This is a genomic window from Campylobacter sp. BCW_4341, assembly GCF_001764255.1.
GTDB classification, from domain to species: domain Bacteria; phylum Campylobacterota; class Campylobacteria; order Campylobacterales; family Campylobacteraceae; genus Campylobacter_D; species Campylobacter_D jejuni.
The window spans coordinates 1-10,000 of the sequence record NZ_MKAH01000036.1 but is presented as its reverse complement, the minus strand read 5'-3'; the positions used below and the strand labels follow the sequence as shown (position 1 = coordinate 10,000).

At 36.4% G+C, this 10,000-nt stretch carries 2 protein-coding genes, 2 tRNA genes and 2 rRNA genes (1 of these 6 cut by a window edge); 2 read left to right on the top strand and 4 right to left on the bottom strand.

Annotated elements, in window-relative coordinates; translation table 11 throughout:
* The 4 genes from AJN70_RS05705 to AJN70_RS05690 form a co-directional block, all read right to left on the bottom strand.
* A 23S ribosomal RNA gene (locus AJN70_RS05705) occupies positions 1–2,519 on the bottom strand; it reaches 540 nt to the left of the window's first position.
* A gap of 726 nt (positions 2,520–3,245) precedes the next feature.
* A tRNA-Ile gene (locus AJN70_RS05700) sits at positions 3,246–3,322 on the bottom strand.
* 8 nt (positions 3,323–3,330) lie between these two features.
* Positions 3,331–3,406: transfer RNA gene (locus AJN70_RS05695), tRNA-Ala, on the bottom strand.
* A 101-nt stretch (positions 3,407–3,507) separates the two neighbouring features.
* Positions 3,508–5,020: ribosomal RNA gene (locus AJN70_RS05690) — 16S ribosomal RNA — on the bottom strand.
* Together the 16S and 23S rRNA genes with 2 tRNA genes alongside form the textbook arrangement of a ribosomal RNA operon.
* A gap of 727 nt (positions 5,021–5,747) precedes the next feature.
* Between AJN70_RS05690 and AJN70_RS05685 the strand changes: the two genes are divergently transcribed.
* Together AJN70_RS05685 and AJN70_RS09755 are read left to right on the top strand one after the other, a co-directional pair.
* Positions 5,748–6,503, top strand: a complete 756-nt coding sequence (locus tag AJN70_RS05685; RefSeq protein WP_070295591.1) for a basic amino acid ABC transporter substrate-binding protein — start codon at positions 5,748–5,750, stop codon at positions 6,501–6,503.
* Positions 6,504–7,105: 602 nt separating this feature from the next.
* Positions 7,106–9,904 (top strand): hypothetical protein, encoded by a 2,799-nt coding sequence (locus AJN70_RS09755; protein WP_410002405.1) that lies wholly within the window; start codon positions 7,106–7,108, stop codon positions 9,902–9,904.
* Positions 9,905–10,000: the final 96 nt, after the last annotated feature.

Sequence of the window (10,000 nt, the reverse complement as noted above, 5' to 3'; positions counted from 1 at the left end):
TTAAGCTGGCTTATACCTTTATACTCTACGAACGATTTCCAACCGTTCTGAGCCAACCTTTGTAAGCCTCCGTTATTATTTGGGAGGCGACCGCCCCAGTCAAACTACCCACCAGACATTGTCCCACTTGAGGATAACTCAAGCTGGTTAGCTACCCAAATAAGAAAGAGTGGTATCTCAACAACGGCTCATATACAACTGGCGTCATATACTCAAAGCCTCCCACCTATCCTGCACATTCTTATCCAAGTAGCAGTGTCAAGCTGTAGTAAAGGTCCACGGGGTCTTTCCGTCTTGCCGCGGGTAGGAGGAATTTTCACCTCCACTACAATTTCACTGGATCCCTCTTTGAGACAGCTCCCATCTCGTTACGCCATTCATGCAGGTCGGTATTTAACCGACAAGGAATTTCGCTACCTTAGGACCGTTATAGTTACGGCCGCCGTTTACTCGGGCTTCGATCAAGAGCTTCGCTAATGCTAACCCCATCAATTAACCTTCGAGCACCGGGCAGGCGTCACACCCTATACATCCTCTTACGAGTTAGCAGAGTGCTGTGTTTTTGGTAAACAGTCGGGAGGGACTCTTTGTTGTAAGTTTCTTCGCTTTCGGAGTAAATCCTAGTACGAAGCTAACCACACCTTATACCGAAGATACGGTGCTATTTTGCAGAGTTCCTTAAAGAGAGTTCTTCCACGCGCCTTAGAATACTCATCCCACCCACCTGTGTCGGTTTACGGTACGGGCAACATTAGCTAAACTTAGAAACTTTTCTTGGCTCGACGGCATCAGGGGTTCTTCTATCCATCCGAAGACTTCAAAAAGCCTTTCAGTTCTCGGAGTGTTCTTATACGGATTTGCCTATATAAGCTCCTACGACCTTAGACTAGCACTTCCATCCGCTAGCCCCCTTAGCCCTAAGCGTCCTTCCATCGCACACTAATGTTGGTATTGGAATATTAACCAATTTGCCATCGTCTACCCCTTTCGGACTCGACTTAGGACCCGACTAACCCTACGATGACGAGCATCGCGTAGGAAACCTTGGGTTTACGGCGTTAATGATTCTCACATTAATTATCGCTACTCATGCCTGCATGCTCACTTCTATTCGCTCCAGCACTCCTTACCGGTATACCTTCGACGCAAGTAGAACGCTCTCCTACCACTTGCACACAACTTAAACTACTTAAACTTTAAACCAAGAATATTTTTACTGATTTTACTAAGTTTTATTTCTATCTTTACTCTATAAAAATCAGTAAAAATATAACTTAAAACATATAACTTAGTTTTTTATATTCTAAACTTAAATAATCTAAGTTGTGTGCAAGTCTACAGCTTCGGTACTTACTTTAGCCCCGTTATATTTTCCGCGCAAAATCACTAGACCAGTGAGCTATTACGCTTTCTTTAAAGGATGGCTGCTTCTAAGCCAACCTCCTGGTTGTTTAAGTAACTTCACATCGTTTTCCACTTAAGTAAGATTTAGGGACCTTAGCTGGTAGTCTGGGTTGTTTCCCTCTTGACGACGGATTTTATCACTCGCCGCCTGACTGCTGTGATTACATATAAGGTATTCGGAGTTTGATAGGGTTTGGTACATTGGTGTATGCCCTAGCCCATTCAGTGCTCTACCCCCTTATATTACGACACAACGCTATACCTAAATATATTTCGGAGAGAACCAGCTATCACGAAGTTTGATTGGCCTTTCACCCCTATCCACAAGTCATCCCGGGGCTTTTCAACGCCTATGGGTTCAGTCCTCCACTAGTTCTTACACTAGCTTCAACTTGCTCATGGATAGATCACTTCGTTTCGGGTCTGCAGCATCTGACTAAGCGCCCTATTCAGACTCGCTTTCGCTACGGCTTCGCGTTTGCTTAACCTTGCCAGACACCACAACTCGCAGGCTCATTATGCAAAAGGCAGTCCATCACACTGTATTGCTACATAGTGCTCTGAATGATTGTAAGCAAATGGTTTCAGGTTCTATTTCACTCTGATCACCTCAGTTCTTTTCACCTTTCCCTCACGGTACTTGTGCACTATCGATCTGGTATTAGTATTTAGGGTTGGATCGTGGTCGACCCGGATTCAGACAGGATTCCTCGTGTCCCGCCCTACTCAGGATACTGCTAGCTAAGCTTTGTTTTTCGCATACGGGACTATCACCCTCTATGGCTATACTTTCCAGAATGTTCTGCTAAACTCAGCTCTTGCACATTGCAGTCCTACAACCCCCAGTGCAAGCACTGGGTTTGCCCTCTTGCGCTTTCGCTCGCCGCTACTGACGCAATCTCTATTGATTTCTTTTCCTGAGGGTACTAAGATGTTTCAATTCCCCTCGTTCGCTCCTATATAGGTAATGTATATCTCTATACATTGGGTTGCCCCATTCGGAAATCTACGGATCAAAGCTTCTTGACAGCTCCCCGTAGCTTATCGCAGTCTAGTACGTCCTTCATCGCCTTTACCAGTCAAGGCATCCACCATTCGCTCTTAGTAGCTTACCTTTTGATGTTCTTTTAGCAGATGAGCAAAGCTCATCTTAAAGAACCAAAGCTAAAGGCCTACCCCGCCAACCTAAAAGATATTAGGCTTAAAACGAAATAAACTAAACATTCATTAAAAAATTAATGTAGATAAAGCTTCAATTCTTAATCACTAAAAAAACAATTTGCATAAAAGTTAGATATAACCTAACTTCTACCTTTTTTATTGATTCTAAAACGCATCACTTCCTTGTTAAAGTTTTTATGATAAGACTTCTTTATCTTAAGACGGAAAGCATTCAAACCTTAATATAGAACTAAATGATTTAGTCTCAACTAAGCTGTGAGTTTGAAACTTGTCTTTAATTTATAAATCTTAAATCTAATATTCTCTTTATTTTAAAGATAAAGATAATTAAAAGATATAAGTTAAACCAAAGAAAAGATAAATAGGTTTTATCCTTTAACAAGTCCTGTAAAATTGTTTTTATTAAAACTTGCTTGTGACTCTTAACAATGATAATTAAAAAGAACATTTAGGTTTAAAACCTAAAGGAAGTATATATATTAATATAATCATTATAAATATAAATACATAATGTATATGCTACTTATATCTATATAAAGTATATTCTTTTATAGTTAAAGATAAAAAAATAAATCTAAGTATAGAGTTTATATTTTATATTTAATCTACTTTATATACTTGCTTTAGATTTTAAAGCTTTTTTATTCAAATCTTTTTTATGGTGGGCCTAACAAGACTTGAACTTGTGACCTCACCCTTATCAGGGGTGCACTCTAACCAGCTGAGCTATAGGCCCTTAATAAATGGTGGAGAATAGCGGGATCGAACCGCTGACCTCCTGCGTGCAAAGCAGGCGCTCTCCCAGCTGAGCTAATTCCCCATAAACAATTAGCTTTAATCAATCTTTGAAATCTAAACAAGAATCAATTGAGTTTATATATTTGAAGTAATAGTTGTGAGACTTATTACTTTGTACTCTAGAAAGGAGGTGATCCAACCGCAGGTTCTCCTACGGTTACCTTGTTACGACTTCACCCCAGTCGCTGATTCCACTGTGGACGGTAACTAGTTTAGTATTCCGGCTTCGAGTGAAATCAACTCCCATGGTGTGACGGGCGGTGAGTACAAGACCCGGGAACGTATTCACCGTAGCATGGCTGATCTACGATTACTAGCGATTCCGGCTTCATGCTCTCGAGTTGCAGAGAACAATCCGAACTGGGACATATTTTATAGATTTGCTCCACCTCGCGGTATTGCGTCTCATTGTATATGCCATTGTAGCACGTGTGTCGCCCTGGGCATAAGGGCCATGATGACTTGACGTCGTCCACACCTTCCTCCTCCTTACGAAGGCAGTCTATTTAGAGTGCTCGGCCGAACCGTTAGCAACTAAATACGTGGGTTGCGCTCGTTGCGGGACTTAACCCAACATCTCACGACACGAGCTGACGACAGCCGTGCAGCACCTGTCTCTAAGTTCTAGCAAGCTAGCACCCTCATATCTCTATAAGGTTCTTAGGATATCAAGCCCAGGTAAGGTTCTTCGCGTATCTTCGAATTAAACCACATGCTCCACCGCTTGTGCGGGTCCCCGTCTATTCCTTTGAGTTTTAATCTTGCGACCGTACTCCCCAGGCGGTACACTTAATGCGTTAGCTGCATTACTGAGATGACTAGCATCCCAACAACTAGTGTACATCGTTTAGGGCGTGGACTACCAGGGTATCTAATCCTGTTTGCTCCCCACGCTTTCGCGCCTTAGCGTCAGTTGAGTTCCAGCAGATCGCCTTCGCAATGGGTATTCTTGGTGATATCTACGGATTTTACCCCTACACCACCAATTCCATCTGCCTCTCCCTCACTCTAGACTATCAGTTTCCCAAGCAGTTTAATGGTTAAGCCATTAGATTTCACAAGAGACTTGATAATCCGCCTACGCGCCCTTTACGCCCAGTGATTCCGAGTAACGCTTGCACCCTCCGTATTACCGCGGCTGCTGGCACGGAGTTAGCCGGTGCTTATTCCTTAGGTACCGTCAGAATTCTTCCCTAAGAAAAGGAGTTTACGCTCCGAAAAGTGTCATCCTCCACGCGGCGTTGCTGCGTCAGGGTTTCCCCCATTGCGCAATATTCCCTACTGCTGCCTCCCGTAGGAGTCTGGACCGTGTCTCAGTTCCAGTGTGACTGATCATCCTCTCAGACCAGTTAAGCGTCATAGCCTTGGTAAGCCATTACCTTACCAACTAGCTGATACTATATAGTCTCATCCTACACCGAAAAACTTTCCCTACTCAACTTGTGTTAAGCAGGAGTATAGAGTATTAGCAGTCGTTTCCAACTGTTGTCCTCTTGTGTAGGGCAGATTAACTATACCTTACTCACCCGTGCGCCACTAATCCACTTCTAGCAAGCTAGAAGCTTCATCGTTCGACTTGCATGTATTAGGCACGCCGCCAGCGTTCACTCTGAGCCAGGATCAAACTCTCCATAATAAACCTTCTTTAGCATCAAGGCAAAGCCTTGACTAAGAAGCAAGCTAAAGGCCTACCCCGCCAACCTAATATAGATAAACTACTTAGATTGCATTAAAGAGATAAACCTTATTACTTTTATAGATAGTTTAATCTTTTTCTTCAAAGAAAAAGTTATAAAAGATTAAAAGAAAAGCTTTTAATCTTTTTAAATTAGATTGAATAGATTTTACATAATTGCTTATGCCTAAATCTTTCTGGCTCAATCGATCACTTATTTAGATTTCAAAGATTGACTAATAAGATTTGAATAACAATACTAATTTAAAAGAACAAAACAAAAAATCATTTTTAAAAGAAAAGTTTTTAAATTAAAAACAAGATTTATAAAAAAGCTTTTTAGTTTTAAATTAAAAAATTAAGAAAGTTAAAAACTCAAATAATTTAAAAACTTAAAAAATCTAAAATAAAGTTAATTTATAAAATCTACTCAGTTAGTGAAACTTTATAATTTAAAAGATTTTAAGTCCTTTTTTCAAAAAAGGAAATGAAAGTATAACCAATTAAACTTAAAAGGGGATTAAATAAAGGATTAAATAGTATAAATATTTGGTAGGTTTTTGAAAATTTTGTATAAAAATATATTTTAAAGATTATATAATTTAAAATTGCAAAAAGCAATCAGACTTAATTAAATATAAATTTAAAATAAGTATAATTTTAAAACATTTTATATCAAAGGAAGAGAATGAAAAAAATATTTAGTGTTGTTTTAGTTGCCTTGGTTGGCTTATTTTTAAACGCTTGCAATGATTCTAAAAACAAAGAAACAAATGCAAGCGTAGAATTAAAGGTTGGAACCGCCCCAAACTATAAACCTTTTAATTATAAAGAAAATTCAAAACTCACAGGTTTTGATACGGATCTAGTAGAAGAGATCGCCAAAAAAAATGGTATTAAAATTGTTTGGGTTGAAACCAATTTCGATGGGCTAATACCTGCTTTAAAAGCTGGTAAAATTGATATGATTGCCTCGGCTATGAGTGCAACAGATGAAAGAAGACAGAGTGTTGATTTTACTAAACCTTACTATATGAGTAAAAATCTTTATCTTAAACTAAAAAGTAACAATTTACTTCAAACGAAAAATGATTTAGAAGGTAAAAAAATAGGAGTTCAACTAGGAACTTTACAAGAAAATACTGCAAAAGCTATCAAAAATGCACAAGTGCAAAGCAATAAAGATTTAAATATTGCTATTTTAGCACTAAAAAACAACAAAATTGATGCTATTATCGCAGATGAAGATACTGCTAAAGGTTTTTTAGCTGAAAATCCAGACTTGATAAGTTTTTACCAAGAAATGGATGGTGGAGAAGGCTTTAGCTTTGCTTTTGATAAAAACAAACAAAAAGAATTGGTAGAAATTTTTGATAAAGGTATAGATGAGACAAAAACCAATGGATTTTACAATACTTTGATCAAAAAATATGAACTAGAGTAAGCGTGAAAATTCACGCTTATACAACTTAAATCTTCGTTGTGTTTTGTAAAATAACATTTCATATAATTTTACTTTTATTAAACTAACTTCTTTATTTAAAACAAATTTTAATTAAAATTTAACAATATTGATGATTTTCAATGTTAGTATTTAATTATATTTTAAGTTTAAATATTTTATCATTCCGCAGTTTTATATTTGATATTATTATTAAAATATGATTTATAAAACCAATCTTTAAAAAATTTAAAATAAGGAAGGAGAAAAATATTTGAGTAAAAATATTATTTCAAGTAAGATGTTTACGGGGGGGGGGGATTAGAAAATCCCATTTAAATTCTAAAAAGATAGTTTTATCTTTAGCTGCTATTTCTTTCTTAGCTAGTTGTGCAAATGCTGCACCTACTCCTGAAATAAAAACTTATGATGAAATAAGTAAAAATACTAAAGCTAGTTCAGCAAGTGTGTATACTCCTCAAGCTAGGATTACTACGACTATAAACGGATTAGTAACCAACTCAATAGAAGCCACTGGAAATGGTCCTCATTCTATAACAATTGAACAAGATGGAACTTTAGGTAATACAGGTAATATAAATAGAATGATCGAAATCAGTGCTAGCAACAGTGATACTTCTACAGTTAATCTTAGCAATAAAGGAACCATCAATGGTCAAGTATATGTAGTACCTAAACCAGGTTTTAATGGAAGTCTCACTGTTAATACCTTTGAAAATACAGGTCAAATTAATGGTATCATTTCTATGGGATCATCAACTTCTCAGGGAACTTTTAATATAGATAATTTTATAAATAGTGGAACTGTGCAAAGTGATCTTACTACTGTGGTAGATATATCTACTGCAAAAATAAAGACTTTTACCAATCATGGTTTGATTCATGGTTTAAAAAATTATAATAGTTTAAAGATAGGAGATCAAAGCACTGTAGAAAACTTTAACAATAGCGGAACCATAGCAAGCAATGCTAATGGCATATATATACTACAAAGCACCATAAAAAACTTTACCAATAGTGGAACCATACTTGGGTCATCAGGTATAAGACTTGCCGGTTCAAGAGTGAAAAGCATTACCAATACCAATCAAGGCTTAATCTCTGGTGCTGTAGGTGTAGCTCTGGATAATGCTATCATAGAAAACTTTACCAACAAAGGAACCATAGAATCAACTAGTAGTGATAAAAAAAATGCAGCTATTATTGTTGGAAGATATGGTTCTGCTTATACATCTACTATTAACAATTTTACCAATGATGGAACTATTACATCAAAATCTAATGGTATAATAGTAAGTGGTGGTAGTAAAATAGAAACCCTTGTTAACAAAGGCTCTATAAAAGCAAATTTAGATGGTATAAGTTTGGCTGATTATACTTGGAACCGTGACAGTAAAATAGATCTAGGTAGCATCATTTTAGAAAGTGGCAGTAGCATTCAGGCTGGAAACAATGGTATTAATATAGAACATATAAATTCTAAACCTATAGTAGTCGGTGGAATTGAAGTTAAACAAGATGCTGTTGTAAATGGTGGTAACGCTGGAATTTATATAGGAGACGGTAAAGAAATCAATACCCAAATCACCATCTCAGGTGAAGTAAGTGGTGGAGCTGCTGGTATAGTCAATGAAGGTATCATAGGTGGTAGCAGTAGCGATGATGATAAAAAAGGTGGCATTATCATCTCAGGTGGTAGTGTTAGCTCTTCAAGTGGAGGCTCTGGTATAGTCAATCAAGGCAATGGTTCTATTAATGGTGAAATCAAAGTAGAAAGTGGAGGTTCAGTTGAAGGTGGTATTACCAATACAGGAAGTGGTTCTATCTCAGGAAATATAGTAGTAGAAAATGGTGGTAAACTTGATTCCATCACTAACACTTCTAATTCTAATACAGGTATAAGTGGTTCCATCACTAACAATAGTGATAATAAACTTGAAATTTCTAATGGAGAAGGTGCTACTATAGGTGGAGGTATTACCAATAATGGTGGTGGAACTATAACTATTGACAACCAAGGAACCATAAATAAAGGTGATAACGGCAATCACGTAACCAATAATGGTAATGGTAGCATAATCATAGAAGATTGGGTTGTTTCTACAGATAAAGATACAGGTAAATTAGACACTGTGGTTGTAGGTGGAAGCAATACGGATAATGTAAAAGTAGATAATATAACCGTTGATCAAGGCAATGCTGATCTAGATGGAATAGGAGATATAAATGATATCATCTCAGGGGTAAAACCAGGTAATATTGGCAATATAGGAACCAATGGTAGTGGAGAAATTGATTTAATCTATGATCCTTCAACAGGAAAAATTCATAAAAGGTTTGATCTTAGTGCTTCCATATCAGGTGCAACCTTTAGATCTTTAATCTCTACTACTTCAAGAAGATCAACCTTTATAGATAATGTTATGGGTAATTCTATGCAAACTTTTGCTTTAGCTTCTTCAAGTAAATCTCAAAGCATTGCTATGTCTGAAAAGGGTAATTTATATGCAGATGCAAGTGATTATATAAAGAGTGATTTAAATAATGGAAGCTATGGTTCTAATAAAGAACATTCTTTATTCATCCTTCCTTATGCTTCTTCACAGAATGTTGAACTTTCTTTAAATGAAGAAAGCAAAGGACACACTAAAGGAACCATTATAGGTTATTCTACTTTAAAAGACAGTGGAATATATGGTGTGTATGCAGGTTATGAAGATACAAAAATGGGTTCAACTTATTTTGATATTAATAATAGAACCTATTATGCAGGTTTAAAATACTTTAATACCTTATTTACTACAGAAAAAGGTCAAGAAGTTTATATCAAAGCTCAAAGTAAAGCTGCTTTGATTAAAAATGATTTAACTAAAAAAATAGGAAATAATGAAGCTAAAGCTGAACCTAATTCTTATGCTTATGGAGTCAATACAGCCTTAGGTATGAATTTTATTTCTAATAAAGATATATTCTCCCCTGAAATAGGTCTTGCTTATGAAGGAGGTTATACTGAAGCTTTTTCTATGAAAGACACTATAGGACAAGCAACAGTTCAAGGTGGAGAAAGAACCTATGCAAACTATTTAAATCTTTTCTCTACTAAAACAAGCTTTACTTGGTTTAGAGATTGGTTGCCTAATTTAAAAACTTCAGTAGAACTTGGAGCTAAGTTTAATATCAATCCTAAAGTAGAAGCGGAGGCTAGATTTGGTAATATAAAAGTAAGTGATGAGTTTTATTTACCAAGAATACAAAAATTTGTAAGTACTTCTTTTATCGTTCCTGTTAATGAAGCTTTCTATTTTAGTTTAAACTATAATGGAATGTTTGATAAAGATGGCAATACCCATACAGGATTTGCTCAGTTTAATTATCTTTGGTAATCTTATAAAAGATAATACTTAGTTTGATTAGTTTACTCTCCTACTTGTTAAAATTTCATCCTGATAATTTTAAAATTATTGGGATGGATGTTTTTA